General features: G+C 57.6%; 20 protein-coding genes. 3 read left to right on the forward strand and 17 right to left on the reverse strand.

Going from position 1 to position 26,359, the window contains the following annotated elements:
• Window positions 1–141: 141 nt before the first annotated feature.
• The 8 genes from KO499_RS04515 to folE form a co-directional block, all read right to left on the reverse strand.
• A complete protein-coding gene (locus tag KO499_RS04515) occupies window positions 142–591 on the reverse strand; it encodes a DUF411 domain-containing protein (RefSeq protein WP_215982516.1) in 450 nt (149 codons plus the stop codon).
• 126 nt (window positions 592–717) lie between these two features.
• A complete protein-coding gene (locus KO499_RS04520; RefSeq protein WP_215982517.1) occupies window positions 718–3,294 on the reverse strand; it encodes a heavy metal translocating P-type ATPase in 2,577 nt (858 codons plus the stop codon).
• Between the two features lie 6 nt (window positions 3,295–3,300).
• The gene (locus KO499_RS04525) at window positions 3,301–3,744 is read right to left on the reverse strand and encodes a MerR family transcriptional regulator (RefSeq protein ID WP_215982518.1); all 444 of its coding nucleotides are present in this window, start codon (window positions 3,742–3,744) and stop codon (window positions 3,301–3,303) included.
• Between the two features lie 170 nt (window positions 3,745–3,914).
• The gene (locus tag KO499_RS04530; RefSeq protein ID WP_215982519.1) at window positions 3,915–4,229 is read right to left on the reverse strand and encodes a hypothetical protein; all 315 of its coding nucleotides are present in this window, start codon (window positions 4,227–4,229) and stop codon (window positions 3,915–3,917) included.
• Window positions 4,230–4,279: 50 nt separating this feature from the next.
• Window positions 4,280–6,547 (reverse strand): EAL domain-containing protein, encoded by a 2,268-nt coding sequence (locus KO499_RS04535; protein WP_215982520.1) that lies wholly within the window; start codon window positions 6,545–6,547, stop codon window positions 4,280–4,282.
• A 280-nt stretch (window positions 6,548–6,827) separates the two neighbouring features.
• Window positions 6,828–7,265 carry a CoA-binding protein gene (locus KO499_RS04540; protein ID WP_215982521.1) on the reverse strand — a complete coding sequence of 146 codons (438 nt, stop codon included), beginning with the start codon at window positions 7,263–7,265 and terminating at the stop codon, window positions 6,828–6,830.
• Between the two features lie 23 nt (window positions 7,266–7,288).
• Entirely contained in the window at window positions 7,289–7,663 is a 375-nt protein-coding gene (gene folX / locus KO499_RS04545; protein ID WP_215982522.1) for a dihydroneopterin triphosphate 2'-epimerase, read from the reverse strand.
• Window positions 7,664–7,687: 24 nt separating this feature from the next.
• Entirely contained in the window at window positions 7,688–8,257 is a 570-nt protein-coding gene (gene folE, locus KO499_RS04550) for a GTP cyclohydrolase I FolE (protein WP_215982523.1), read from the reverse strand.
• A gap of 186 nt (window positions 8,258–8,443) precedes the next feature.
• Here folE and KO499_RS04555 point away from each other — a divergent pair, with 186 nt between their 5' ends.
• Window positions 8,444–9,364: an alpha/beta fold hydrolase gene (locus KO499_RS04555; protein WP_215982524.1), complete on the forward strand. Its 921-nt coding sequence runs from the start codon at window positions 8,444–8,446 to the stop codon at window positions 9,362–9,364.
• 24 nt (window positions 9,365–9,388) lie between these two features.
• Here the strand turns inward: KO499_RS04555 and KO499_RS04560 are convergent, their stop codons facing one another.
• A complete protein-coding gene (locus tag KO499_RS04560; RefSeq protein ID WP_215982525.1) occupies window positions 9,389–10,456 on the reverse strand; it encodes a sensor domain-containing diguanylate cyclase in 1,068 nt (355 codons plus the stop codon).
• A gap of 192 nt (window positions 10,457–10,648) precedes the next feature.
• Between KO499_RS04560 and KO499_RS04565 the strand changes: the two genes are divergently transcribed.
• Both KO499_RS04565 and KO499_RS04570 read left to right on the forward strand, forming a co-directional pair.
• Window positions 10,649–11,731, forward strand: coding sequence for a patatin-like phospholipase family protein (locus KO499_RS04565; RefSeq protein WP_215982526.1), 1,083 nt, complete (start codon window positions 10,649–10,651; stop codon window positions 11,729–11,731).
• Between the two features lie 62 nt (window positions 11,732–11,793).
• The gene (locus tag KO499_RS04570; RefSeq protein WP_215982527.1) at window positions 11,794–12,045 is read left to right on the forward strand and encodes a CDGSH iron-sulfur domain-containing protein; all 252 of its coding nucleotides are present in this window, start codon (window positions 11,794–11,796) and stop codon (window positions 12,043–12,045) included.
• A gap of 37 nt (window positions 12,046–12,082) precedes the next feature.
• Here KO499_RS04570 and znuB read toward each other — a convergent pair whose 3' ends face one another.
• From znuB to KO499_RS04610, 8 genes are all read right to left on the reverse strand, one after another.
• The gene (gene znuB, locus KO499_RS04575) at window positions 12,083–12,895 is read right to left on the reverse strand and encodes a zinc ABC transporter permease subunit ZnuB (protein WP_215982528.1); all 813 of its coding nucleotides are present in this window, start codon (window positions 12,893–12,895) and stop codon (window positions 12,083–12,085) included.
• Window positions 12,882–13,679 (reverse strand): zinc ABC transporter ATP-binding protein ZnuC, encoded by a 798-nt coding sequence (gene znuC, locus KO499_RS04580; RefSeq protein ID WP_215982529.1) that lies wholly within the window; start codon window positions 13,677–13,679, stop codon window positions 12,882–12,884. The genes znuB and znuC overlap by 14 nt, the downstream gene beginning before the upstream one ends.
• Window positions 13,672–14,163, reverse strand: a complete 492-nt coding sequence (locus KO499_RS04585; protein WP_215982530.1) for a Fur family transcriptional regulator — start codon at window positions 14,161–14,163, stop codon at window positions 13,672–13,674. Before KO499_RS04585 ends, znuC begins: the two co-directional genes overlap by 8 nt.
• 80 nt (window positions 14,164–14,243) lie before the next feature.
• A complete protein-coding gene (locus tag KO499_RS04590; protein ID WP_215982531.1) occupies window positions 14,244–14,705 on the reverse strand; it encodes a chemotaxis protein CheW in 462 nt (153 codons plus the stop codon).
• Between the two features lie 11 nt (window positions 14,706–14,716).
• Complete coding sequence (locus KO499_RS04595) at window positions 14,717–15,769, reverse strand: chemotaxis protein CheB (RefSeq protein ID WP_215982532.1); 1,053 nt, start codon at window positions 15,767–15,769, stop codon at window positions 14,717–14,719.
• Window positions 15,769–23,313, reverse strand: a complete 7,545-nt coding sequence (locus KO499_RS04600; protein WP_215982533.1) for an Hpt domain-containing protein — start codon at window positions 23,311–23,313, stop codon at window positions 15,769–15,771. The genes KO499_RS04595 and KO499_RS04600 overlap by 1 nt, the downstream gene beginning before the upstream one ends.
• Before the next feature lie 11 nt (window positions 23,314–23,324).
• Window positions 23,325–24,224, reverse strand: coding sequence for a CheR family methyltransferase (locus tag KO499_RS04605; protein WP_215982534.1), 900 nt, complete (start codon window positions 24,222–24,224; stop codon window positions 23,325–23,327).
• Between the two features lie 27 nt (window positions 24,225–24,251).
• Window positions 24,252–26,327, reverse strand: coding sequence for a methyl-accepting chemotaxis protein (locus KO499_RS04610; protein WP_215982535.1), 2,076 nt, complete (start codon window positions 26,325–26,327; stop codon window positions 24,252–24,254).
• Window positions 26,328–26,359 lie beyond the last annotated feature (32 nt).

The raw sequence follows: 26,359 nt of genomic DNA on the forward strand, positions 1-26,359 counted from the left end.
CAGAATTTCTGGGTTTCTGGGTGTCAATAATAGAACACTGGCTAACCAGTTTGTAGAAAAAACGGGCAGGATCTGACGAGCTTATGGCAGGGCGCGGATTTCGAGGGCTCGATAGTGAAAGCCCTCGTCCGTTGGTCCGGGTTAGTTGTACCGGGAAAAGATCCGGGTCTGTCCCGCTTCATTGAACAGGATAACGTTGTAATGATCTTTCCGGTCGCCCATCTCCATCCCGGGTGACCCGATGGGCATGCCCGGCACACTCAGGCCTTTGGCCTGGGGCGCTTCGCTGATCAGCCGCTTGATATCGTCCGCCGGAACGTGGCCTTCAATCACGTAATCGCCAACGAAAGCGGTATGACAGCTGCCAAGACCGGCAATCAGGCCGGCATTGGCCTTGATCCTGCCCATGTTGTTGGTATCGGTTGCGTTCACCCTGAAGCCATTTTCTTCCAGGTGGTCGATCCAGTCGCTACAGCAGCCGCAGGTCGGGGATTTGTAAACGTGGATGCTCTGCGCGGCGCCACCGGCCAGAGCTGTGGTGCTGAATCCCAGGGCTGCCATCAGGCCAAGAGCCAGGGCGTTATTCTTCATGGCAAATACCTCAGTGGTGATGTTGATGCTCACTTGAGCCTTTGTTGTCGGAATCGGAAAGCCAGAACCACCAAACGATGGCGGCCATCAGCGCAAATCCGCCGACGTTGACCAGCAGGGTTTCCATCAGATCCGCTCCTTTTGCTGTTCTGGATCACTGTTACTGCTGTTCTGTTCCAGGCGGTGACGGGGCCGGAACAGCCTGAGACGGTTGGCGTTCGAGACCACGGTGACCGATGACAGGGACATGGCGGCGCCGGCCAGAATCGGGCTCATCACTATGCCCCAGACAGGGTAGAGCAGGCCGGCGGCCACCGGGATACCCAGGGAGTTGTAGACGAACGCACCGAACAGATTCTGCTGGATGTTTTTAACCGTGGCCCGGGAGATCTCTATGGCATCGGGTACACCGTGAAGAGAACCACGCATCAGGGTAATGCCGGCACTCTCGATGGCCACATCGGTGCCGGTGCCTATGGCAAAACCGACATCCGCTGCCGCGAGGGCCGGCGCGTCGTTGATGCCATCGCCGACCATCGCCACTGTGTGCCCCTCGCCGCGCATTTCATTGACCACCTGGGCTTTGTCTTCTGGCAGCACTTCCGCCCGGTAGTCATCAATACCGGCCTTTTTCGCGATGGCCCTGGCGGTGGCATCGACATCGCCGGTTACCATCATGACCTTGATGCCTGCCTCATGAAGGCGATGGATAGCGGCCCTGGAGTCCGCTTTGATGGCATCGGCCACGCCGATGACCCCGAGAGCCTCGTTGCCCAATGCCAGGAACAGGGGCGTGCCGGCCTCATCGGTGATGGAACGGGCGGCATCGGCCAGGTCGTCGAGGGCGATGCCCAGATCTTCCAGCCAGCGGCGGTTGCCCAGACGCAGGGGTTTGTCGTCGAGATGACCCTGCACTCCTTTGCCATTGAGGGCTTCAAAACCGGTCACCTTCCCGGGCTGGACATCGTGTTCCTTGGCTGTGGCCAGAATGGCCTCGGCCAGCGGGTGTTCGGAGTGTTGCTCAAGACTGGCCGCCAGGGCCAGCAGGCGTTGCTCATCCCCGTCGCTGGCATGAACCCGGGTCACTGTCGGGTGACCTTCGGTGATGGTCCCGGTTTTGTCCAGAATCACCAGATCCAGTTTGCCTGCGGTTTGCAGGGCGTCACCCTGGCGAATCAGCGCGCCGTATTCAGCGGCCTTGCCAACGCCGACCATCACTGACATGGGTGTGGCTAGGCCCAGGGCACAGGGGCAGGCAATAATCAGCACCGTCGTTGCGGCCACCATCATATGCACCACCGCCGGCTCTGGACCCACGTTGTACCACACCAGCGCCGCCACCACGGCGATCAGCATGACAGTGGGCACGAATACCGATGAAATCTTGTCCGCAAGGCGGCCGATGGCAGGCTTGGAGCCCTGGGCTTTCTTTACCAGTTTGATAATCTGCGCCAGTGCCGTGTCACTGCCCACCCGGGTGGCCTGGTACACAATCGAGCCATGGGTGTTCAGGGTGCCGGCGGAGACTTCATCGCCTTCTGCCTTGCTTACCGGCATGGGCTCACCCGTGAGCATACTCTCGTCAATCCGGGTAGAGCCTTCGGCAATCATGCCATCGACCGGCAACTTCTCCCCGGGCCGGACCCGTATGTGGTCGCCCTTGCGGACTTCCTCCACCGGAAGATCCTGCTCCTCACCGTCACGGATCACCCGTGCAGTCTTCGCCCGGAGGTCCAGCAGCCGGCGCACAGCCTCCGATGTCTTGCCCTTGGCCCGCAGCTCCAGGGCCTGGCCCAGATTAATCAGACCAATGATCATGGCCGAGGCTTCAAAGTACACATGGCGCGCCATCTCAGGCAACGCGCCCGGAATGCTGGCCACGACGATGGAGTACAGCCAGGCGGTGGCTGTGCCGAGAGCAATCAGAGTGTCCATGTTGGCGTTGTGATGCCGGAATGCCTTCCACGCTCCGGTGTAGAAATGCCCGCCTGTGGCGGCCATCACAACCAACGTCAGCACACCCAGTCCAAGCCAGGTGCCCTGATTGGCGTCCGTCACCATCATGGTGCCAAAGCCCATGCCCCAGACCATCAGCCCGAGCCCAAGGCCAAGACTCACCGCCATCTTCAGTAGCAGCGTCCTGTACTGCTTTCTGTCCTCTTCCTGCTTGCGGTCATCCGCCTCGTCTTCGTCTTCGATAACGCTGGCGCCATAACCGGCACTCTCCACCGCGTTCACCAGCGCCTCAGGATCCGCATTACCGCTTGCCGTGGCGGTATTGTCTGCCAGGTTCATATGGGCATGGCTGATACCGGCCACCGACATCAGGGCCTTCTCAATGGTATTCACGCAGGACGCACAGGTCGCGCCGGTCACCGCGAGGTGAACCTGCCCGTTCCCGGAAGATTCAGGCCCGGTATCGTCGGACCTCGCCGCCGTCTCTGGAGCCTGGTGCGCAGATTCCGCAGTGCTGGCACCGTCCTCAAGAGGTTCTGCCGGGAAGCCGGTTTTGGTAACAATCCGGGCCGCTTCAGCGGCATCGATGCCTTCCGGTAGGGCGACGGTTTGCTTTTCCAGATCGACCTCAACCAGCTCGGGGTTGCCAGTCAACGGTTCCAGGGCGCTGCGAATCTTCTTCGCACAGCCCTGGCACGAAGCCCCGGAAATGCTGAGAGTCGTTTGTAAAACAGGTGCGTCAGTCATTCGAAATCACCCCTTACTCTGTTCGTCTGCATCGCAACAGGGCGCCGGATCATCCCAGTGTTCGATCAACCGGCAAATCGTATGACCATCCGGCGTACCATCGGGCATGTCTTGCCAGGCAGCCAGCGCCGCAGTCATTCGTTTGCGCAGTTGCTGCAGTTCCCGAATTTCCCGCTCAACCTCTTCCAGGCGATGCTGAAACACATCCCGAACCATCGGACAGGGTGAATGATGGTCGTCCGCCTGTTCCAGAATCTGTCGTATCTCCGGCAATGAAAGCCCCAGTTGCCGGGCCTTCCGGGCAAACTTGAGCCGCCGCAGATCCTCGGCATCAAACTGCTGGTAGTTGTTGTCCGGATTCCGGGTCGGTTTCAGCAGGTTCTCGCGGGTGTAAAACCGAACCGTATCGGGATTTACGCCAGCGGCTTCCGCAATGTCTTTTACTTTCATCGTCTGTTGCCACTTCGCAAAGGGAAGGTCGTCAGAAATTCATCGCTTATGTCGATGCCGAGTTGGGACTAGCCGCAACAGGGCAGATAGCCAACACACTGAGGATAGCCTAAAACCTGTGAGCAACTCACAGGTCAAAGGGTTTTTGAAAAGGAAGAATCGGGAGAGGGCTACTGGCTCCTGGAGCGCAGAAACGTGCCGCAGGTCTTACACTGGTCCGGCGCCATGAGCTTTGCCTGCCAGCCAAGCTTGTGACCACAGGCCGGACACGCCAGCTTCAGTTGCAGAACAATGATCGGCGTGATCAGGGCGGCGATCAGAACACCCAGGGGCCCCCAGCTGTCACCGCTGGACAACCCCAACTGACTGCTGAATACCAGAATTATGGTCAGCGCCACAAACGCGAAAATGAAATAGTTCCGGTTCCAGCGTTCCCACTGTCGAATTTTCTCATCCTGTTCCGGACTCAGGTATTGTGCGGCCATAGAGATTCACCTGAAATGTTTAGCCGTATCTTGGGGGTGGACCGCAGCAATTACAATCCGGAACCGACAGCACTGGTGACGGACAGAATTCCAGAGGCCAGGGCCTGCTCAAGGTCGGCCACGGGAATCGGCCGGCTTATCAGATACCCCTGGGCAACGTTGCAACGGTGATTCTTCAGGAAGCTGAGCTGCTCCTCGGTTTCCACACCCTCGGCGACCACCTGAATACCCAGATTGTGGGCCAGATTGATCACCGCCCGGGTGATCACTGCATCGTCATGACGTTCGGTGACGTTTGTGATGAACGATCGATCGATTTTAAGCAGGTCGACCGGAAAATCCCGGAGGTAACCCAGAGACGAATAGCCTACCCCGAAGTCATCGATGGACAGGTGTATACCAAGCTGGTGCAGACGGGTTAGCTGATTCAGGTTGTGCTCGATATTCTGGATGAAGATCTCTTCGGTCAGCTCCACTTCCAGACGATCCGCCGGCACACCTTCCAGCGTCATTGCTTCCCGGATGTGATCGACCAGATTCTCGTCGTCCAGTTCCCGTCCCGAAAGATTGACGGCAATGCGAAGACGCTCCTGTGGCGTACCTTTCCATGCGGCAAGCTGCCGGCAGGCTGCCATTACCACCCAGCGTCCGATGTCGGTGATCCGACCACTCTCCTCCGCCAGGGGAATAAATTCGATCGGTGACAGCAGGCCGCGACGGGGATGGCGCCAGCGGATCAGTGCCTCGACACTCTGGATTTCACCGGAGTCCAGGTTCAACTGAGGCTGGTAAAAAAGCACGAATTCGTTATTGGCCAGGGCCTGGCTGAGGTCCTTGTCCAGCTCCAGACGCATGACCTCCCGCTCCTGCATGCCTTCGGTATAGAACTGGTAGGTATTTCTGCCCTGTTCCTTGGCACGGTAGAGCGCAACGTCTGCATTCCGCATCAACGTATCCCCGTCCAGACCGCTTTGCGGATACACCGCCACCCCCATGGTGCAGGTAATGCTGTGGGACTGACCCTGGACATCGAAAGGCTGGGCAAAGCACTGCTTGATCTGCCCCAGCAGGTGAATGATGTCGTCCAGGTTGTCCACCTGCTGCTGGCAAAACATGAACTCATCGCCGCCCGAGTATGCGACCAGCAGCCGTTCATTGCTGAGACGATTCAGTCTCTCGGACACCTTGATCAACAACTCGTCCCCAACCTGGTGGCCGAGGGAGTCGTTGAGCGTCTGGAAGCGATCCAGATCGAGCATAACCAGGGCAACCTGGCGCATCTGACGATCAGCAATGTTCAGCGTGTGGGACAAGTCCTCCATGAAGAACCGGCGGTTTGCGAGCCCCGTAAGGGTGTCGGTAGATTCCAGACGCACGAGATCCTGCTGAATCGCCATGCGCTGTTCGATTTCCAGGTCCAGTTCCTGCCGGGTTTTCAACAGGTCGCGTCTGCGTTTGAGAATGAGCTGTACCAGCAGTGTGGTCAGGCTGGTCAACAGACCCATTAACAGGAAGGTTGCAAAGGTCATCACCGGCCAGTCGCTATACTGGTTTTCGACCCAGTCAACGGATGGGCGCAGGGTTAACGTCCAATCTAGAGTCGGCAGGTTAACGGGGTGGCTCTGGGAAAAGTCGGGACTGACCGTTTGTGAGTCGTTCAGTTCATAGCTCAGTTCGTCAGCTTCGTTGATTTCGATGCGGAAGGACTCGAGAACCCGTTCAGTGAGAAGCTGACGGGCGAGCACGTCCATCTTGAACACGCCGGCCATAAAGCCATTGTTTCCGGGCCCTGCACCTACCGGCGCATAGATCACCATGCCTTTGCCGCCCTGGCGCAAATCGATAATGCCGGACAGATTCCAGGTGCCAGATTGTTTCGCCAGTTCCAGTGCCTGCCGACGTGTTTCGTTGAAGGCAACGTTGTAGCCGATGACCTCTTCGTTGTCGGTGATTGGCTCCACCCAACGGATAATAAAATCCGGGTCAATCCATTCAATGGCCTGGTAAACGCCGAAGTCTTCGAGGTGGTTTTGAGCGTCCTGTCGCCATTCCTGTTCGGTTTCGCCGGGGTTTGCCTCCAGGCGCTTGGCCATGCGCCGGATCGCTTCGGCGTGCACCAGGAATTCCCGTTCAAGATGATTGGTCAGAGCCCGGGCTTCATTGGCGAGGTTTGCTTCTATCTGGCGTTTATCCTGTTGAACCAGTCCGTAGTGAAGGCCAGCGGCCAGAACCAGAAAAACCAGAAAGATCACCACCGGAAATGCCGGGCTCAAAAGACCGGACACAACAACTTTGGGTGGTGATACACATTGATCCACAAGTTACTCCGTGCCCTGAATCAGTGGTGCCAGTCAGTGGCAACACCAGCACAATTATGAGCTATTTTTATTCGCTACGGCCATCAGTTCCTTGATTCCGTTCCGGGGCGAGTCGACTCAGGCCGCCACTGGGCCTCTGAATAGTTTTACCAGAGTGCGGGGCGGATACACACCCATCATTTGCATAAATGCGTGCAGCGCAGATGCCGGCAAACGGGTGGCAGCGGTCTCAGTGTGCTTGTGGCGTTGAAAGATAGACACCACTGGTGCAGATCCGTGCTCAGCGATGTTCAGAAACGGTGGGAATGCCCAGACGGGGAATTTCCTGTTTTGGACAACGATCCATCACGACGGTCAGTCCCGCGGCTTCCGCCCGGGCAGCGCCTTTTTCGTTGATGACGCCAATTTGCAGCCATACGACCGCGATATTGAGATCAATGGCCTGTTCTATGATGGCATCTGTGCGCTCTGGTGCCAGAAACACGTCAACCATATCCACCGGTTCCGGCAAACTCTTCAGGTCGGCGTAAACGGTTTCGCCAAGCACCGTTTTGCCTGCCAGCCGGGGGTTCACCGGAAGGATGCGGTAGCCTTGGGTCTGGAGGTATTCCATCACTTCGTGGGAAGGCCTGCTGGTCTTCTCGCTGGCGCCAACGAGGGCGATGGTTCTGACGGTTGTCAGGATGTTGCGTAAATGATCCGGTGTATTGCTGGGCATGATGCTGGCGGAACCTTGTTTGACTAACGGTGTGCCTGAAGGCAGACAGATACGGATTCTGCGTAGCGTAGCGCGTGGGGCTTGTCGATTTCCACCTCGGCCCACTGCACCGCCTCATGGCCCATCACGATGGACAGAACCTCGTGGGTAAGGCGTTCGAGCAGAGCAAACCGGTTGCCATCCACATGACCAATGATCTGTTTGGTAATGGTGCGATAGTTCAGAGCGGCGGAGATTTCGTTCCGATTGACCGCTTCCGAGGCATCGTAGGTCAGACAGACGTTGATCAGCACATCCTGCTGATTGTTGATTTCCTCTTCCTTAATGCCGATATAGGCTCTGAGCAGCAGATCCTTGATTCGGACTTTTGCCAGGTGATTCCCGCTGTCCTCTGTCATGTGGCCTCCCTAGAGTCGGCGGTTTCAGCGATTATTGCTGATAAGCGTGAGAAATTCGGTGCGAGTTGCCTGGGACTTACGGAACTGACCCAGCATCATCGACGTTTTCATGCGTGAGTTCTGTTTTTCAACGCCTCGCATCATCATGCACATGTGTTGGGCTTCGATCACCACGGCAACGCCTTTGGCGTCAGTGACGCTTTCGACGGCTTCTGCAATCTGCCGGGTGAGATTCTCCTGAATCTGCAGTCGGCGGGCATACATATCAACGATGCGGGCGAATTTGGACAGTCCCAGCACCTTGCCCTGAGGCAGGTAGGCGATGTGACATTTTCCAATGAAGGGCAGCATGTGGTGTTCGCACATGCTGTAAAGCTCGATGTCCTGCACCACCACCATTTCATCCATGGCGGATTCGAATACCGCGTTATTGACCAGGTCGCCAAGATCCTGTTGATAGCCGCAAGTCAGGAACTGCATTGCTTTGGCCGCGCGCATGGGGGTGTCTTGCAGACCGTCTCGATTGGTGTCTTCGCCGAGCCCGTTGATAATGGCTCGAAAGTGCCCCGAGAGGTCGTCAAGGAGTTTGGTCATAGTCTTGTCCGATTAGCAGTGTCTTACGAGGGCCAAAGCTTAAGGCAATTTGCCCGCTATCTCTACGGTTTACGGTGCCCGGGCGGGAAAAGACCACATTGTTGAGATGTCTGGTGCCCGGACTGTGGCAGCGCGGGCCGCTTTGTTCTACAGTCTCAGGCTATGAATAGTCACCGGGGACAAGGCATGGAACAGGTGATACCCACCGCTGGAGGGGCTTCCGCCGCAGGCCAGGACGCAGGTACCCTTGGAGGGTGGCAACAGGGAGGTAAATGGTTCAGTTTCGAGGGGCATGCCATTTTCAGCCGAATGGCCGGCTCAGGAGAACCGCTGATCCTGATTCATGGTTTTCCCACCGCCAGCTGGGACTGGAATCGCCTCTGGCCGATGCTGGTTCAGCAGTATAATGTGCTGACCCTGGACATGCTGGGCTTCGGCTTCTCTGACAAGCCTACGGACTATGAATACAGCATCGAAGACCAGGCCGACCTGTTCCAGGGGTGGATTGAGGGGCTTGGTTTGCCCTCCGTTCACCTGTTGGCTCACGATTATGGCTGCAGCGTGGCTCAGGAGCTGCTGGCCAGGGAGCAGGAAGGTGAGCTGCCTTTCCGGATTGCCAGTATCTGCTTGCTCAATGGTGCTCTTTTTCCGGAAGTTCACAATCCGTTGCTGATTCAGAGACTGCTGAGAAGCCCCTTTGGCGGGTTGATCAGCCGAGTCCTTACCCGGCGCAGCTTCGAGCGCAATTTCCGCGGTCTGTTCGGCGACCAGAATCCACCTGACCGTCAGGACATGGAGGATTTCTGGCATTTGCTTACCTACAATAACGGGCGGGGTATCCTGCATCATCTGATCCAGTTCATGGAAGAGCGCCGCTGTCACCGGAATCGCTGGGTAGGTGCGTTGCAGAAGGCGGCGCAGCCGATGCGACTGATCTCGGGAACGGCCGATCCGGTGTCAGGAGCGGGCATGGCCCGCCGGTATCGGGAGTTGATATCCGATAGCGATGTGGTCTGTCTGAGAAATATCGGGCATTACCCGCATTTTGAGTGTCCCTGGGACGTTTTCAGCGCCTACAGGGAGTTTCGCAAACGCTGCGATCGGTAAACGGAACGCCCGGGTTGCCGGGCATCAGCGCGATACGGGATCAGGCCTGTCCTCGGCACCCCGGCCGACAACCGGTAGCGGGCGGGCCGCATTGAACACCTGGTTGCGACCCCGGGATTTCGCTTCGTACAGCGCCTGGTCCGCCCGATTCAGCCAGACCGACCAGGTTTCGCCCTTGCTGACTTCAGCGACACTGGCACTGGCGGTTACCTTGATGTCGTCAAGAAAGGGCCGGGCACTGATGCTGGTCAGCAGCTGATTGGCAAGAATGTCTGCGTCTTTCTGGCGGGTTTCCGGCAGCACGATCATGAATTCCTCGCCCCCGATCCGGAACAACTGATCACTTTCCCTCAAGCGGGATCTGAGGCGCAGCGCCATTTCGGTAAGCACTTTATCGCCGGCCAGGTGGCCCCACTGATCATTGATCGTCTTGAAATAGTCCAGGTCCAGAAGGATCAGACTGGACACCCTCTCGTACCGCTCTCGCATCTGAATCTGGCTATTGAGAATGTCCGCCAGCTGCGAGCGGTTCAGGCAACCGGTCAGTGGGTCCGTGGTGGCCAGCCGAGTCAGCTCCTGCTGAAGCTTGCCCACCAGAAAAGCAAAAATCATGGCGAAAAGGCAGGTCAGGCCAAGGGAAAAGGTGATCCGCCAGAAGTCGGCTTCCGGGAAGCGCAGAAAAGAAACCACGGCCATGACAATCACGAAAACGATATTGCTACCGATAGCCTCTCTTAGCGGTAGCAGGAAGAACAGTGCTGTTGCGGAAGGGTAGGCCCAGTACAGGCCTGTGTGGCCATTGATGTGCGTAGAGTAGGCGGCGCTGATCACCGCAAGCAGAGGGAACAGGCGGCCCTGGAGAAAATAGGAGCCACGAAATTTCAGGAAACCGATCACCAGGAGCGCGTTGGTTGCGAATAGCAGCAGTATTGCAGAGAGTAGAAAATTGGTTTGCTGCCACTGGATGACAATCAGCGGCGCTACCGCGACGAAGGCCCAGAAATGCAGGTGATAGACCAATTGGCGCTTGAAGCCCAGAACCGCAAGGGTGGGGTTGGTGGCGAGTCTGGGAGGGGGTAATGGAAAATGCACAGCTACTCCTGCTGTTCGAATCGAATCCGCCCGCTTCCTGTTTCGGGACCTACCGGGAGTCTAGCATGGCCATGCATTTAATGAAGCAGAGAGTGTCGTTTATGGTCGCGATTAATTTTGTTCGTTGGCCGGCCCATGTCCATTTCGCTAAACTCCCGGAATCCATTCAGGGAGACGCCCAGGGACGACCTTATGACTGCTATTCATACCCGAGAACCGGCACTGGTTATCCGCGCCGGACGGCGCACCATGCAGCGCCTCAAGGAAAAACCTCTGACGCCGGAGGACGTGCACGTTATACCGGGCGCTGCCGGTGGCCCCAAGGCACTGGGAATCAGTGGCCTGGACAAGGCCATTTTCGGTGACTGGTTACCTCGGGTGCCGCAGGAACGATCGCTGATCGGCTCATCAATCGGAAGCTGGCGCTTTGCGGCCGTTGCTTCTTCCGATGATCCGAAAGCCCAACTCGCTCGACTGGCTGATCTGTACACGTCCCAGCGTTTTGCCAAGGGCGTCAGCGCAGCGGAAGTGAGCCGCAAGAGCGTATTGTTTCTGGACGAGTTGCTCGCTGGGCGGGAAGACTACATTCTGAACCATCCCTGGTACCGGCTGAACGTGGTGGTCGTTCGAAGCCTTGGTATGCTGGCAGAAGATGCACGGGGACGGTTAGGCCTCGGCCTGATGAGTGCCATCAGTGCCAATTTGGTGAGCCGACGGCATCTGGGCAGGTTCATGGAGCGAGGTATTATCCATGACAACCGTCTGAAAGCGCCTGTGTCCAAGCTGGTGGATTTCCCCAGTCATGAGGTTGCGCTGACCCGCGACAACCTGTTGCCGGCTCTCCTGGCGTCTGCGTCTATACCGCTTGTTATGTCCGGTGTCCGTAACATTCCCGGTGCCCCCGAAGGCCTGTATCGCGATGGCGGTCTTCTGGATTATCACCTGGATCTGCCCTATCAGCAGCCGGGTGTGGTGCTATATCCTCACTTCACCGACAGGGTGGTGCCCGGTTGGTTCGATAAGTCCTTGCCCTGGCGGCGGGGAGACGCCACCCGGTTGCAGGATGTACTCCTGGTGGCACCTTCAAAAACCTATCTGGCATCACTGCCTGACCGTAAGCTGCCGGACAGAAAGGATTTCGAGCGCTACGTCGGGGACGATGCCGGCCGGGAGCGAGCCTGGCGAACGGCCATTGCCGAGAGTGAGCGTCTGGGGGATGAGTTTCTGGAACTTGTCGAAACCGGGCGTCTGCCCGATGTCGTCAAGCCTCTCTGAGCGCAGAACATCCCTGAGAAGGACTATACTGGTTTGGTACAGTCATCAATCGGGTGAGCGCTATGTCGTCTGATGAAAAACCGGTCGTTGCCAGTAAAACGCCATACTCAGTCATGGTGGACGCGGGAAAGAACTACTTTTGGTGTGCCTGTGGCCGAAGCGGGAGCCAGCCGTTCTGTGACGGTTCCCATAGAGGAACAGGCATAAGCCCGGTCAGATACGAGGCTGAGAAGAAAGAGTGGGTCTGGTTCTGTGGTTGCAAGCAGACGGGAAACGCCCCTCTGTGCGATGGCAGTCACAAGCATCTCGACTAGAGCGCCATGCGTCGCCGTGTATTATTCCTGAAGCGTCTCAGGCCCGAGCCCTGCCTGCGGTACCGTATACCAGTAGAAAAACGGCGAAAGCTGTTACCACAACCGACGGCCCGGCGGGCGTGTCCAGATGCCAGGACAGACTCAGGCCGCCAGTGACGGCAATGAACCCGAAGGCGACCGCCATGACCACCATGACTTCCGGGTTGTGGGCCAGCCGTCTCGCGGTAGCGGCAGGAATGATGAGCAAGGCTGTTATGAGCAGTACGCCAACAATCTTCATGGCCACGGCTATGACCAGGGAGAACATCAGCATCAGGATCAATCTGAGGCGCTCCACGGCGACGCCCTCCACCCTGGCGAGTTCCTCATGAATTGTACTCATTAGCAGCCCGCGCCAGAGCAACGCCAGAAGAAAGAGAATCAATGCCGCGCCACCATAAATCCAGATCAAGTCATTGCGGCTCATGGCCAGCAGATCTCCAAACAGCAAGCCTGCCAGGTCTACGCGGACGTCCGGCATGAAGCTCAAGGTGACCAGGCCGATGGCCAGCGCGCTGTGGGCAAGAATGCCAAGAAGAGTGTCGGTGGCGAGGGTTCGCAGCCGAGACAAAAACACCAGGGCAATGGCCAGAACCAAGCAGGTGATGATGACGCCAAGGTTCAGCGGAATGCTGATCAGGAAGCTGAGTGCAATGCCCAGCAGAGCCGAGTGCGCGAGGGTATCGCCAAAATAGGCCATACGGCGCCACACGGCGAAACAACCCAGTGGACCTGCCACCAAAGCGACGCCCAGGCCGCCGATCAGGGCGCGCCAGAAGAAATCGTCCAGAATGGCATCAATGGTGTGCATGATCACACTCCGGGTGTCCGCCATGGCTGGTCGGTGCGTCAGGGGCGCCGCCGTTGATGACATCACCATGCAGATTGTGACTGTGGTTATGGTGATGATGATAGACCGCCAGAGACTCTGCCACCGGTCGGCCAAACGTCTCGATGAAGGCCGGGTCGTGGGAGATGTCCTCAGGGTAACCACTGCAACAGACATGCTGATTCAGGCAGATAACCTTGTCAGTGGCCGCCATGACCAGATGCAGATCGTGAGAGATCATGATCACACCGCAGTGCAGCTCATCTCGTAATTGGCGAATCAGGTTATACAGTGAGGCCTGACCGTTGATATCCACGCCCTGGGCTGGTTCATCAAGTACCAGGAGATCCGGTTTACGGGCCAGGGCTCTGGCGAGTAATAATCGCTGTTTCTCGCCTCCAGACAGGTGGTGTACGGAGGCATGCAACAGGTGGCTGACGCCGGTGCGAGTCAAGGCAGACTCGCATTCGGCCAGCGACTTGCCGCTGAGCAGCATAAAGCGTTTGACGCTCAGCGGCAGCGTACTTTCCAGTGTCAGATGCTGAGGAACATAGCCAATCACCAGATCCTTTTTGAGAGAAACCTGGCCGGAGGATACCTTCTGGATTCCCAGTATCGCTTTGATCAGCGTTGTTTTGCCCGCCCCGTTGGGGCCGATAATAGTGACGATATCGCCCCGGTGAACCTTCAGATTCACCCGATCCACCACGAGCCGTTCATCAAAGCGGATTGTAAGATTGTCCAGGCTAACCAGAGAATCAGCCATCGTCGGGCTCCGCCTGGCAGCGGGGACACAGGCCTGAGACTTCGAGGGTGGTGTTCTCGGCCTGAAAGCCCACTCCGGAAGCTGCTTTGCGAATTTCCGTTGAGACTGCCGTTGCCGTTAACTCCAGGACATTGCTGCAGGCCCGACAGATCAGGAACATGCCGGTATGATTCTCTCCGGCATGTGTGCAGCCAATAAAGGCGTTGAGCGAGGCAATGCGATGCACCAGACCATGCTGTTGCAGGAAGTCCAGCGCGCGGTAAACCGTGGGCGGGGCCGCATTGTGTCCATCAGAGGACAGCTCTGAAAGCACATCGTAGGCTCCCAGGGGTCTATGGGACTGCCAGATAAGTTCCAGAACCCGCTCCCGAATCGGTGTAAGCCGGGCGTTTTGCTGCTGACAGATTGCTCTTGCGTCAGTCAGGGCCTGGCTGACGCAGGCGTCGTGGTTGTGAGGCCGATAGGGAATGGCGCGGGCAGACATGGTCGGAATCCTGCAAAATTTGAAATATTATAACATTGGCAGGGCTGTCTGACATGCCCGGCATTGGAGTCAGTGACCAATCAATGTCGGGACTGTGCAACCAGAGATTCCAGGAAGTTCAGGTTCGGAATCCAGGCGTTCTCGCCGTCTATCTCAACCTGCATGAGGTCTGCAGGGCCCGGCTCGTCGTCCAGTTTCCTGACCTGTTCTTCGGTTATACGGGCCTGGCTGGGAATGCCCTGGGTAACCAGAGCCATAAAGGGAATGTCTTTATGGTGCTCACTGATGGTGTTGAGTACAACAATACGGCCGCGATTGTCGCCCGGAACGGTAAGCTCACCCCCGTTGGCCGCATCGTAAGAGATCACCGGGAGTTGAAGGCCTCGCCAGTCCAGGTAACCAACCAGCCATTCCGGTGTATTGGTGCCGGCATCTCTGCTGGCGTAATCGACCACTTCCGCAATCGAGACGTTAGGGAGCAACAGTTGCCGACCGCTCATGGGAATCATGACGCAGGAGAGGGATTGGCTGTTGTCATTCATTGCGTGTTACCTCAGGCGGAGTCCCGTTTCTGCCGGCTCTTGAGCAGGCAGGATTCTTCGATGGTTTTTATCAGTTCCCGAGCTAGTTGCTCTGGGGTGCCACAAAATCCGGTGCAGCCGGTGGCGGCCACGGATTCGGGCATGGAGCTGTTGCCGCAACTTTTACTCTCCTGAACCCAGATCCGGCTACCGTAGGCTTTCAGTAAAGGTGCTGCAATCGCGCCATCATTACCCATGCCGGAAAAAAGAATAGCATGGCAGCGCTGGCCGTAATGATCTGCGACATTCAGCAGGACCTGATCAATAGAAGGCCCGTAGGGCCCTGGCCAGGGATCAGAGGTTTCGGTCAGGGTCCCCTGTTCGCTCAGCTTCCATTCGTGCTCTACCGGCATCAGCACAACATCACCGTTTCGAACCTGATAACCTTCTTGCGCCGGTTTGAGCTGGTAGTGGGCATGGCGTCCCAGTACGCGCGTCAAAACCTCGGTGAAGTTACCATCAATGTGTTGGGCGTAAATAAAACCGACCGGTAGACTCGGGGGCAGGTGATCGAGAAACGTTTTTACCGCCGCTGGTCCCCCCAGTGAGGCGCCCAGAATCCAGACCTCCTCGGCCACCGACCCGGGGGCTGCTGGCGGAACCCAGTATGGCAGCCCCGGCGAAGATGTTGCCGTCGCCGCGTCCTGCTCCAGCTGTGCCAGCGTCGCTTCGGAGTCCAGTTCTTCCAGATGCCCCAGTTGCTGTTCCAGTTTGTCCAGCAGTCGTCTTTCCCAACGAAAATACTCAGTACCCCCGGGCCTGGGCGTTTCGTCCAGCCCGAACAGAACCGGTGCCTCTGTGTTCTCAAGCAGGTGATCGAACAGCAAAGGGTGATCGGCCTCGTCTTCGAGCGTCACCAGCCAGACGCTGACATCCGGAAACACCGGATAGGCCAGCAAACGGTCCGGATCTCCGGAAAAACCCACCTCAAGGCCAAACTTGGATGTGGCGGCCTGCAGCCGATGTCGTTGCAAGACGACATCAGACACAATCCCGACGCGTGGCCGGCCAGGCTGGCCGGTCATCACGGACGTCCGGTCAGTCGCTCAATGGTCTCAAGCAGTTCGGTTTCCTGGAACGGCTTGCCCAGATATTCGTTGACACCGATGGCCAGCGCCCGCTCACGGTGTTTCTCACCGGTCCGGGAGGTAATCATGCAGATCGGTGTTTCCCGCAGGTTATCGTCGTGGCGAACAAAGCTGGCAACTTCGAAACCATCCATTCGCGGCATTTCGATATCGAGCAGAATAATATCCGGTTTATGGTCCTGCAGTTGGGCGACGGCATCCAGACCGTCTTTTGCAGTGATGACTTCCATGCCGTTGCGCTCGAGAAGTCGTGAAGTAACCTTCCGTACCGTAACCGAATCGTCCACCACCATAACCACGGTGGTCTGTTCTTCATAACGGGCCGATTCACGTTCCTTCTCAAGGTCCGCCAGGCGCTGGCGTTCCGACAGGATATCGGTCCGGATCATGGCCGGCAGATCAAGAATCACCACCACGTTACCATCACCAAGGATGGTGGCACCGGAGACGCCCCGAACCGAACTGAATTGTGGCCCCAGGGACTTAACAACGATCTCCCGGCTGCCCATCAGGTTGTCCACTTGCAAGGCCATTGGTTGCTCGGCACCGCGCACCAGAATGACCGGTAACGGCAAAGCCTGTCCCTGCAGTTTTGGATGGTGGTCGCTGTTCAGCAAACTGCCTAGGTACTGAAGCCGGTATTCCTGTCCGGCGTATTCGTACATCGGCGCATCCGGCTTGTAGTACTCTTCGAGCTCGTAGGTGCTGACCCGTACAATCCCCTCAATAGTGTTCAGCGGAATAGCGTAGAAATCTTCACCTGTAGAGACCATCAAGGCGCGGTTCACCGAAACCGTGAAAGGCAGGCGCACAGTGAACGTTGTGCCACGGCCCACGACGGAATCTATATCAAGGCTGCCACCAAGTTGCTTGATCTCGCTGGCCACCACGTCCATGCCCACACCGCGGCCGGAAATCTGGGTTACCGCCTGTGCGGTTGAGAAACCGGGTTGCAGGATGAACTGCAGAATTTCACGCTCGGACAGATCTTCATCTTCTCGCAGCATGCCCTGGCGAATCGCTTTTTCGCGAATCACGGACGAGGGAATACCAGCGCCATCGTCGATCATGCGCAGAACAACATCGCCGCCTTCCCGGGTCAGTGACAGAGTGACTTCGCCGGTTTCGAGCTTGCCAGCTTGCTTCCGATCGGCCGGCGTCTCGATACCATGGTCAAGGGCGTTGCGAAGCATATGTTCGAGCGGCGCGATCATGCGCTCGAGAATGTTCCGATCCATCTCGCCTTCAGCGTTGCGGACATCGAACTCAACCTTCTTGCCAAGTTCCCCGCTGATCTGGCGGACGATCCGGCGCAGGCGCGGCACCATGGAGGCGAACGGAATCATCCGGGTCTTCATCAGACCTTCCTGCAGTTCCGTGTTGATCCGCGATTGCTGCACCAGCAGGGTTTCGGTATCCCGTACCCGGTCAGACAGAGTTTCACGCAGATCTGCAAGGTCTGATGAGGATTCGGTCAAGGCTCGGGAGAGCTGCTGAATGGAGGAGTAACGGTCCATCTCCAATGGGTCAAAATCGTCGCCGTAATCAGGGCCGTGCTCTTTTTCTGCACTGAACAGAATCTGGGCTTCGGTTTCGATTTCCATCCGCCGCAACTGCTCACGCAAACGCTCGATAGTGGCAGCCATTTCATCCAGAGTATGGCCAAAGTCGCTGGTCTGCTGCTCCAGTCGGCCACGCGTAATACTGGTTTCACCGGCCAGGTTGACCAGCTCGTCAAGTAACGGCGCGGATACCCGTATGGTTTCCTGGGCGGTGCGCTGGGCTTCAGCCGCTTGTTTGCGGGCTTTGGCCGGAGAACTTCCGAATTTTGGTGCTGGTGCAACCGGTGCATCTGCTTTTTTAACGGGTGCCGCGGGTTGTTCAGGCTCCTTCGTTTCGGGCACGCTCGGGCCCGGCTTATAGCCTCTACGAATATCGGCGACCAGGGCCACGATGGCGTCGTGGTCGTCGGTAATGGCTCGCCACTGATGCTCATCAGGGGCATTGCCGCCCAAATCAATCAGTCGGGTCTCAAGGGCGTGGGCCTGATCTCCAAGCTGGGTGAGCTGGGACAGACGGGCACCACCCTTGAGGGTGTGCAAGGCCCGCTGAGCTTCCTGGTTGAAGTTGGGGTTTGCCGGTTCTTTGCGCCAATCGTCAAGCACTCGTTCCAGCTGATCCATAATCTCGCCGGCTTCCTCAAGGAAGATTTCGAGCACTTCCGGATCAATCGCGTCCTGTTCGGACTCTTCATGGAGGGTGACGTTTTCTTCGGCCGACGTATCGTGGGCTGTCTGGAACGCCTCAATGAGTCCGGTATCGGATTCGGTCTTGCCGCCTTCTTCCAGGCTATTGAGCATGGCCTTGAGGCTGGCCAGTGCCTGTTCGCTGAGGCGCAGCAGAGTCTTCTGGTTATTGGCTCCGGAGATCAACGGATCCAGGGCGTCAGACCAGGCTTCTGCCAGGTTGGCAATAGGATCAACATCAGACAGTCGTGCACCACCCTTGAGCGTGTGAAGCTCCTGTTGCAACTGAGTCAGTCCTGTCAATTCCTCTGGCTGCTCTCGCCACTGGTCGAGGCACTCATTGATTGCATCGTAAATTTCCAGGGCTTCGTCCAGGAAGATGCCGATCAGGTCGTTATCAGCAGCTTGAACCACGGCCTTGCTTGGGCTCTGTGCTTCTTGAGCGGGCTCAGCCGTCGGTTCAGTGTGAGCGGTCGCTTCCGGGGCCTCGGGTTCTTCCTCCAGGGTATCCGCCGGCATAGCTTCGCCCCGAAGGATCGCCTGCACCCGGTCTACCAGCTCGTCGGCCAGCGGGCAGGGCTTCTGGGTAGCAACCTGCTCGACCATCTGCGCAAGCCTGTCATGGCAGGCAAACAGCAGATCGTTCATGGATTCGCTGGCGTTCAGTCGGCCGTCAGCCACTTTCTCAAAAAGGTCTTCCAGCACATGCGTCAGATCACCGATGGCTTCTACGCCGGCCATCCGGGCGCCACCCTTGAGGGTATGGACATCCCGTTGCAGCTCAGCGGCAATGCGCCGGTCAGAGGGATTTTCGGTCCAGGTGTGCAGGGCACTGCCGGTGGAGTTGATCAGATCGTAGGCTTCTTCCAGGAAGATGCCTACCAACTCTGGATCAAGATGAGAGAGATCGGTGACCCCGTCTTGCATCTCGGAGGTGTCATCGGCTTCCCTTGCGGCAAGATCGCCGCTTTCGGGTTCATCCACGTCCGGCAGCGGGGGTTGCGCTTGGGTGTTTGCATCCGGCTCCGATGCGTCATCCTGTTCGTCTACGTTAGTGACCGGCCGTATGCTGGAGGCACTTTCGCTGTCCATGTAAGCCTGGATTTCGCTAATCAGATCCGGAGCAGGACGAGGGGGCTCCTTCGCCTCCATATTCTCGACCATGCCCGCAAGACGGTCATGGCAGCGGAACAGCAAGTCGGAGAGCTCTTCATTAACCGACAACCGCTGTTCGGTAAGTCCTTCGAACAGGGTTTCCAGTTCGTGAGAGAGATCGCCTACGGCGGGAATGTCCGCCAGTCGGGCGCCACCTTTCAAGGTGTGCAGATCTCTTTGCAGCAGGCGCAGGATATCCAGGTTCCCGGTATCCTCACTCCAGCTCTGGAGTGCTTCGGCGGTGCTATCGATAAGGTCCTGGGCTTCTTCCAGGAAGATCTCTGCCAGCTCCTCATCCAATTCGGCATCGGATTCGGAGATTTCCGGTAGCGGAGGTTGTTCCGTTGAGGCTGGCGTCTCGGCTTCGTCCATCTCAAAGCTGAGATCAATTTCCTCAAGATCGCCGGTAAACTCCTGTTCGAAGGGGTCCGGTTTCTCGTCGTCCAGGCTGGGAGCCTGTTTCAGCCCTTCAAGGGCGACGATCATGTCATCGGTGGATTCCGTGGCAAGTCCCGCTGCCACCTGATCCATCATGTTAATCAGCTGTTCATGAGCTGCGCGGACAGTCTCGAAGAAGGCCTCATCAGGTGCCTCTTCTTGTTTGGCCGCTTCATCATAGGTTTCCTTCAGGGCACCCGAGAGGGCGGCAACGTCACTGAGTCCGGCACCGGAGGCGCTGGTGGTCAGCTGTTCCAGTTCGGAACGTAACGGGTTCAGCTCCTCCATTTCACCGGGGTTGTTGCGCCAGTGATCAAGAATCCGTTCGGCATCAAGAACAATATCCAGGCCTTCGCTAAGGAACAGCTGAACCAGCTGGGATGGTGCCTGCTGCGACGGCTGGCTCGAGGCCTCTTCGCTGTGCATTCTGAACGTTTCATCTGTCAGCTGCCCAAGCTTTTCAAGGAAAGCTTCGGTACCTGGCAAAGAGGCTTGCGGATTTTCACGAATCTGGGCCAAGCCCTGAGCCAGGAAATCGCAGGCGGATTCAATCAGGGAAAGAACGTCGCGATTTGCCCGCTTGTTCTGGGCCCGGGATTCCTTGACGAATCGCTCCATTGGCGTAATGACGCTGGCAATCGGTCCGATGCCTGCTGTGTGTGCGCTGCCCTTGAGAGTATGCAGGGCCCGGGAAAGATCATCGGTATAGGTGACGGTGGTTTTATCACCTGCTGCCGAGAGGAAGTCCCTGAGGGTCTGTAGGTGAGTCTCGGTTTCGCTCTCAAAAATATCGAGCAACACGGTATCGACCGCACTTTCGTCAGCGCGACCGGCACCTGTATAGGTTCCGCCGGTTTCGGTCCTGGCTTCAGAGTCGTCCGATTCGGCGCTCGGCATAGTGCTGGCATCAGGGATTTCTCCGTTGGCCAGGGCATTGGCACGAGCTGCCAGGTTCGTCGTGTCAACCGACGGTGCGCGCCGCTTTTCAAAATCTTCAACCAGGACCGGCAGATTGGCAGTGACATCTTCCAGCAAACTGGCGATGTCGTCGTTCATGAAAATGCTGCCGTCAATGACGCGGTTCAACATGTTTTCAACGGACCAGGCCAGCTCACCAACAACCAGAGCTCCAACCATCCGGCCGCTGCCTTTCAGCGTATGGAAGGCACGGCGGACTTCCGACAGGGCGCTGCGATCATCATGCTGACGCAGAAGCATCGGCAGATATTCGCGAATGGTGTCCAGCACTTCACCGGCTTCTTCAACGAAGATTTCCAGTATTTCATCGTCAATCAGGTCGTCGTCATCAGCGGACTCTTCAAACAGAGTCTCGGAGGTGACGTCAGCGTCAGAACCTGATGGTGCTTCCGGCTCTTCGTTTGCCGCCTCAACGCTGACTTGCTCCAATTGGGGGGTGTCCGCCTGGGCTTCATCGTCAGTGCGGCGAGTCGTTGCCATGGCCTCAGCCCGACTCTTGAGCGCTTCGACGTCGCCTGCAGTATGGCCTTCCTTGAACTCCTGAATCAGCGAGGGAATGCGGGCATTGACCTCGTCCAGCAGAGTAAACATGTCGTCAGTCGGACGAATGGTCTGATCAATCACTCTGTTCAGCAGGTTTTCGACAGACCAGGCCAGTTCGCCAAGGCTGGTAGCGCCAACGAGTCGTCCGCTGCCCTTGAGCGTATGGAAGGCACGACGAACTTCGGTCAAGGCCTCACGGTCGCCGTGATTCTGGCGCAACCGGGGATAGAAATCGTGGATGGTTTCGAGAACTTCCTCGGCCTCCTCAACAAAAATGCCGAGAATTTCATCGTCCAGAAGTTCCGCATCCGAACTCTTGGCTTCCTCGGGATCAGCCGTGACGACGGCTTCCGGCTGTTCTTCCACCGACTCGATGACAGGTACTTCCTCATCGCCGGCTTCCGTCCAGGTGGGCTCCGCCCCGACCGGGAAGCCCAGGGATTCGAGGCTGTTTTCCGCGACCATCAGGATCGAATCGTTGTCGCCAATCCCCTCGGCAAGTCGCTCGAGATAATATTCAATGCTGGTCACTGCGTCGGCCAGGGTATCAAGCTGCTTCCAGTCCGGGACCTGCTTGCTGCTTAGCAGAACATCGGTGATGTAACGCTCGGCCGAGGCCAGCATGTCGGCCACCCGGTCCAACGGAACCAGACTGAGGCCTCCGCGAATACTGTGGAGCAACCCCGGGACGTGCTCGATTTCACGGGTATCCCATTGCGAGGCAATGAAATTCACAATCGCGGATTTAACCTGCTCAAGGGTGTTCCGGGATTCACGGAGCAGCGCGCCACTGGCCTCCCCCAACTCCCTGGAACCAAGGTTCACCGGGGCATCAGTGGTGTCCTCGGCAGAGGGTTCCTGTTGCCCCTCGCTGTCCAGACCGGCCAGGCTCGCTTCGATGTAGAGCAGAGCACCAGCGATGTCCATCAGGGTGCCATCATCCACCGGCTCGGATTGTGCGCAGAGCTTTTCAACCAGTTCGACCTGCTCGGTGACCACCTTGCGCGGAATGCCCAGGCCCAGCACCGCCAGGGTATTGGCCACCTGGCGCAAACCAGGCAAAAGGTCGTCAAGTTCGCCGTTCTGGCGCAATTCTGACCGAACGAAGAGGTCAAGCTGATCTTTCAGTTTTGCCAGCTCTTCATTCAGAGCGCCGACAACCGAATGAATGGCATCCCGTCCAGGACCGGATACGCGAGTTCGGGCGGCATCTACATCGTCTTCTGACGGCAGCGCCTGATTCAGCTGATAGGCATCCCTCAGGGCATTAACCTGGGGTGAATCGAGGTCTCGGGCACGGGCAACATAGTAGAGCAGATGTTTTAGCAGTGCTTCAGGGACGGGCTGTTGAAGAATATCCGCGTGCTCGTCGGTTAGACGTCGGATTTCACTGTCCAGCTCTCTGAGCAGAGATTTTACCGCTGCGTTGACCGGGTTTTCGTGAGCATGCAGTGTTTCCACGAACGCGCTCGCGGCTTTCCAGAGCTCGCCCCGAGGCGTTTTCTGGCACAGGCGAATCAGTCGTTGAATCACCTTCTGCATGTAATCGAAATGGGCATCGAGATCCGCTTCCCGGATGACGCCGGCGAGCGCAAACTGATACATCTGCCGTAGCTTCCGGATGTGCCCCAGAACTGTCGGGTCCTGCAGGCGCTGAGACACCTTGCCGGTCACGGCTATTTGCGAAGGAGTCAGATCCGGCTTGAACAGCGAGGTATCAGACAGCAATGATTCGCCACGGGCTGCACGCAGGTCGTTGAGCAACGGCAGCAGCACCATAGGAAAGTCGTCCTGGCTGCTGGCCAGATGCTCAAGGTATTGTGGCAGCTGCAGGATAGCCTGCATCAGGACTTCAACGGCTTCGTCGGTATTGGCAACGGTTTCGTTGAGCACGGACTGCGTTAGCTTTTCCATTTCCTCGGTGAGCAGGGCTGCACCGTAGAGCTCGACCATTTGCAGAGTGCCGTGTACCTGATGGAGATAATTCAGGCAGAAGCGCAGGCGCGCGGTGTCTTCACGATTTTCGACATACGCTTCCAGTGCATGCTGACCCTGGGTCAGCGTGTCCTGTATCTCTCCCCGAACCCAGTCGAGGGCGATGCTGTCATGGTGATTGCCCATAACCACTCCGGTTATTCTTCGTCAGTCTGGCGTTTGATCCACGCCAGCACATGTTCCGAGGGGACTCTCTGTAACCCGGGAGGCTGCCAGTCGGTCAGCTCTCCCTGGCCCAGAACCAGCAACCCCCCGGGCGCCAGCCGCTCTGCAAGTCGCTTGACAATTTCCCGCCGGCGCCAGCGGCGGAAATAAATCAGCAGATTCTGGCAGAAAATAATGTGCATCCCGTGCATAGGTGCCTTATCAAGGTCCAGAACGTTCAGTCTGGTAAAGCACACCCTGTCCTGGATGCTGTTTACAATTTCTACGGTATTCCGCTCGGCCGGGCGGAAATACCGGGATTTCAGGTCTTCGTCCATTCCCAGCAGTTTGCGGGGATTGAATTGACCGTTTCGGGCCTTTTCGATGACCGGTGCGCTGATATCAGAGCCGGTAACACCAAACAGTGGCTGCAATGCCAGCTTGCCCATGCATTCGTTCAGCACCATGGCCAGGGTGTAAGGCTCTTCGCCAGTGGAACACCCGACACTCCATGCCTCCAGTGGGCGCTTTTTCAGCTGCTCCCTCGGCCTGGTCAGGACGTAGTCGGAAACCAGCTGAAAAGCGTCCGGATCCCGGAAGAACCGGGTTTCCTGAACCGTCAGCCGGTCTACCAGCGTTGACCATTCCCTGATCGCATCTGGTCCGGTTACGATCTTTTCGTAATAGTCCTGATAACTGGCGCATCCGATTTCCCGCATCCGGATACCAAGATTGGTTTCCAGAAACGAACGGCGCTCGGCCGACAGGGTTATACCGGTTCGATGTTCCAGCAGGGTTTGCCACTGGCTGAACTGCGCCTCATCCATGTCTGGGAGTCGGCGCAGTGTCCAGATGCCGTCGGCGGATGACAGGTTGTTATGCATTGGCGCCATAAACCGTCAACAGCCCCGGGCCGAAAATCAGCCCACCACCGGAACGTCGCTGTCTTCCTCTTCTTCCTGGTCAACCACGTCTTCTTCCGGCAGGGTGAAGCCGGCAACAGAGGACCGCAACTCGGATGCCATCTCTGCCAGATTACCGATCGACTTCGCCGTAGCGTTGGTACCGGAGGACGTCTGAGACGTGATTTCCTGGATAACGTTCATGGTGTTGGAAATGTGCGCTGCCGACGAAGACTGCTGGCGTGCGGCGTTGGAGATGTTCTGGATCAGTTCCGCCAGAGACATGGATACGTTCTCGATTTCCTCGAGGGCGATACCTGCGTCCTGAGCCAGGCGTGCACCACGGACCACCTCGGCGGTGGTGTGTTCCATGGAGATAACCGCCTCGTTGGTATCAGACTGGATCGTCTTAACCAGGGCTTCGATCTGTTTGGTTGCCGCAGAGGAACGTTCCGCCAGTCGCTGAACTTCGTCAGCAACAACCGCGAAGCCTCGGCCTGCATCACCGGCCATGGAGGCCTGAATGGCGGCGTTCAGGGACAGGATGTTGGTCTGGTCGGCGATGTCGTTGATCAGGGATACGATGTCACCGATTTCCTGGGAAGATTCACCCAGACGCTTGATCCGTTTGGAGGTTTCCTGAATCTGTTCACGGATGTTATCCATGCCGCGGATGGTGTTCTGTACCACTTCCGCGCCTTTCTTCGCGATCGCAACCGACCGCTCCGCAACCGCAGAGGATTCCGCTGCGTTTGAGGATACCTGGTCGATGGACACCGCCATCTCGTTGACCGCCGCGGAGGCGCCAGCGATTTCCTGAGCCTGGTGCTCGGAAGCATCAGCCAGATGCATTGCCGTAGCCTGGGTTTCCTGGGCGGCTGACGCTACCCGTACGGCAGTACCACGAATGGCCTGTACCAGACCGCGCATCTGGTCGATCGCGTAGTTGATGGAGTCGGCGATGGCGCCGGTGAAGTCCTCGGTAACCGTGGCCTCGGTAGTCAGGTCACCATCAGCCAGATCGGCCAGTTCGTCCAGCAGTCGCAGGATTGCGTTCTGGTTCTGCTCGTTCTGCTCTTGGGTAGTGGCCAGACGGGCCTGGGCTTCGCGGTACAGAGCCAGACCGATGAAGACAACAATGGCAATCATCGCGGCCAGGATGGCAAAGGCCAGAGTAGGGCTGATCAGTCGAGAGCCGGACTGGGCCCGGAAGCTTTCTGCCAGCACAGAGAGTTCGGAAAGCAGGATCTCGGAATTCTGGAAGATGTCGCTGGCCGCAGTACGAACCTTGAAGAGGTCGGGAGAAGCTTCAAGGATCGCATCTACGTTCTGGGAAACGAACTGGAACAGCTCATCGACGGCTTCGAGGCCGTAAATGGCGTCTTCATCATCTACCTGTGAGATACCCATCCCCGGGCTGCCGTTCAACTGGCCTTCGAGCACTCGCCCGAACAGGCTTGCGTCACGACCGAAACGGTCTGCGGCGATAACCGCATCTTCATCACCCGAGAGTACGTTGTTGACTGAGCGAACAATCCGTTCCGCCAGAAGTGACTGCCGCTGAGCCAGGGCAATCTGTTCGGCGGGTGCGTCGCTATCAAGCAGGATCTGTACGATATCGTCGTACTCAACCTGCAACTGCGGAATGGTTTCGTTCAGAGTCCGGGCGACCTCATGCAGGCCCAGTACAGCATCCTGAGTAGAGAGGATGCTGTCGGCGTTTTCCCGTACAGTGTTCCAGTTTTCCTGAGCGCCACTCTGTTTAGCCAGTTCACTCGGCGGCAGGCCTGTTGCGGGATTACCTTCAGTAACGTTGGTCCAGAGCTGCTGGAATTCGTCACGGGAGCGGCGCAACTGGTTAAACGCTTCGGCGGTTCCGCCGGCAGCCTCGGTCGCGTTCTTCGCAATCTCCTGGGACAGCACCCTCAGTTCGGCGGTGTTGGCGATGTATTCCTGATCGTTCTGGCTGTCTGTATTAAGAATGAACAGCACCACAACGAGCAGGATAGTGAGTGCGATCAGCGCTGCGATCAGGCCGGCAACCAGCTTGTTGCCTCCCTGTCCCATACTGAGTCTTCCGGCTCTGTTCTTCATTTTCTGGCTCCCGGCCTCTTCAAGAAATTGGC

The organism is Marinobacter sp. F3R08 (assembly GCF_018860425.1).
Taxonomy (GTDB): Bacteria; Pseudomonadota; Gammaproteobacteria; order Pseudomonadales; family Oleiphilaceae; genus Marinobacter.

Excerpts from the sequence above, each read along its gene's own strand:
- KO499_RS04515 (WP_215982516.1), bottom strand. The coding sequence starts at position 591 with ATGAAGAATAACGCCCTGGCTCTTGGCCTGATGGCAGCCCTGGGATTC.
- KO499_RS04520 (WP_215982517.1), bottom strand. The coding sequence starts at position 3,294 with ATGACTGACGCACCTGTTTTACAAACGACTCTCAGCATTTCCGGGGCT.
- KO499_RS04525 (WP_215982518.1), bottom strand. The coding sequence starts at position 3,744 with ATGAAAGTAAAAGACATTGCGGAAGCCGCTGGCGTAAATCCCGATACG.
- KO499_RS04530 (WP_215982519.1), bottom strand. The coding sequence starts at position 4,229 with ATGGCCGCACAATACCTGAGTCCGGAACAGGATGAGAAAATTCGACAG.
- KO499_RS04540 (WP_215982521.1), bottom strand. The coding sequence starts at position 7,265 with ATGCCCAGCAATACACCGGATCATTTACGCAACATCCTGACAACCGTC.
- folX (WP_215982522.1), bottom strand. The coding sequence starts at position 7,663 with ATGACAGAGGACAGCGGGAATCACCTGGCAAAAGTCCGAATCAAGGAT.
- folE (WP_215982523.1), bottom strand. The coding sequence starts at position 8,257 with ATGACCAAACTCCTTGACGACCTCTCGGGGCACTTTCGAGCCATTATC.
- KO499_RS04555 (WP_215982524.1), top strand. The coding sequence starts at position 8,444 with ATGGAACAGGTGATACCCACCGCTGGAGGGGCTTCCGCCGCAGGCCAG.
- KO499_RS04565 (WP_215982526.1), top strand. The coding sequence starts at position 10,649 with ATGACTGCTATTCATACCCGAGAACCGGCACTGGTTATCCGCGCCGGA.
- KO499_RS04570 (WP_215982527.1), top strand. The coding sequence starts at position 11,794 with ATGTCGTCTGATGAAAAACCGGTCGTTGCCAGTAAAACGCCATACTCA.
- znuB (WP_215982528.1), bottom strand. The coding sequence starts at position 12,895 with ATGCACACCATTGATGCCATTCTGGACGATTTCTTCTGGCGCGCCCTG.
- znuC (WP_215982529.1), bottom strand. The coding sequence starts at position 13,679 with ATGGCTGATTCTCTGGTTAGCCTGGACAATCTTACAATCCGCTTTGAT.
- KO499_RS04585 (WP_215982530.1), bottom strand. The coding sequence starts at position 14,163 with ATGTCTGCCCGCGCCATTCCCTATCGGCCTCACAACCACGACGCCTGC.
- KO499_RS04590 (WP_215982531.1), bottom strand. The coding sequence starts at position 14,705 with ATGAATGACAACAGCCAATCCCTCTCCTGCGTCATGATTCCCATGAGC.
- KO499_RS04595 (WP_215982532.1), bottom strand. The coding sequence starts at position 15,769 with ATGACCGGCCAGCCTGGCCGGCCACGCGTCGGGATTGTGTCTGATGTC.
- KO499_RS04600 (WP_215982533.1), bottom strand. The coding sequence starts at position 23,313 with ATGGGCAATCACCATGACAGCATCGCCCTCGACTGGGTTCGGGGAGAG.
- KO499_RS04605 (WP_215982534.1), bottom strand. The coding sequence starts at position 24,224 with ATGGCGCCAATGCATAACAACCTGTCATCCGCCGACGGCATCTGGACA.
- KO499_RS04610 (WP_215982535.1), bottom strand. The coding sequence starts at position 26,327 with ATGAAGAACAGAGCCGGAAGACTCAGTATGGGACAGGGAGGCAACAAG.